The following is a 238-nucleotide window of genomic DNA, read 5'->3' as shown; positions in this document are numbered from 1 at the left end:
AGACAAAAATCGCTAATCTTGTTTTATCTTCCGAAAAATGAATGTTCCACGTTGCATTAAACTCGTTTGCTAGCGGGGCAAACGCTGCCTTTAACTGTGAACGGTCGATGGTAAAGTTTTGCATATCCCAAGCAATGCGAGCAGAAAAGATACCTTCATTGGCATCAACGTGCTGATCTAAATCAAGAATATTGCCCCCACGCTCGAAAATAAAGTGAGAGAGACGAGAAACTAATCC

The 238-nt window shown here is 41.6% G+C and carries 1 pseudogene; it reads right to left on the bottom strand.

Features of this window, described 5'->3' with window-relative positions:
* Positions 1-238, bottom strand: a pseudogene (locus R0J92_RS26350) (formyltetrahydrofolate deformylase); the annotation flags it as partial.

The sequence above is a fragment of the Tritonibacter sp. SIMBA_163 genome (assembly GCF_046535935.1).
GTDB classification, from domain to species: domain Bacteria; phylum Pseudomonadota; class Alphaproteobacteria; order Rhodobacterales; family Rhodobacteraceae; genus Epibacterium; species Epibacterium scottomollicae.
This window is presented reverse-complemented; position numbering and strand designations above follow the sequence as displayed.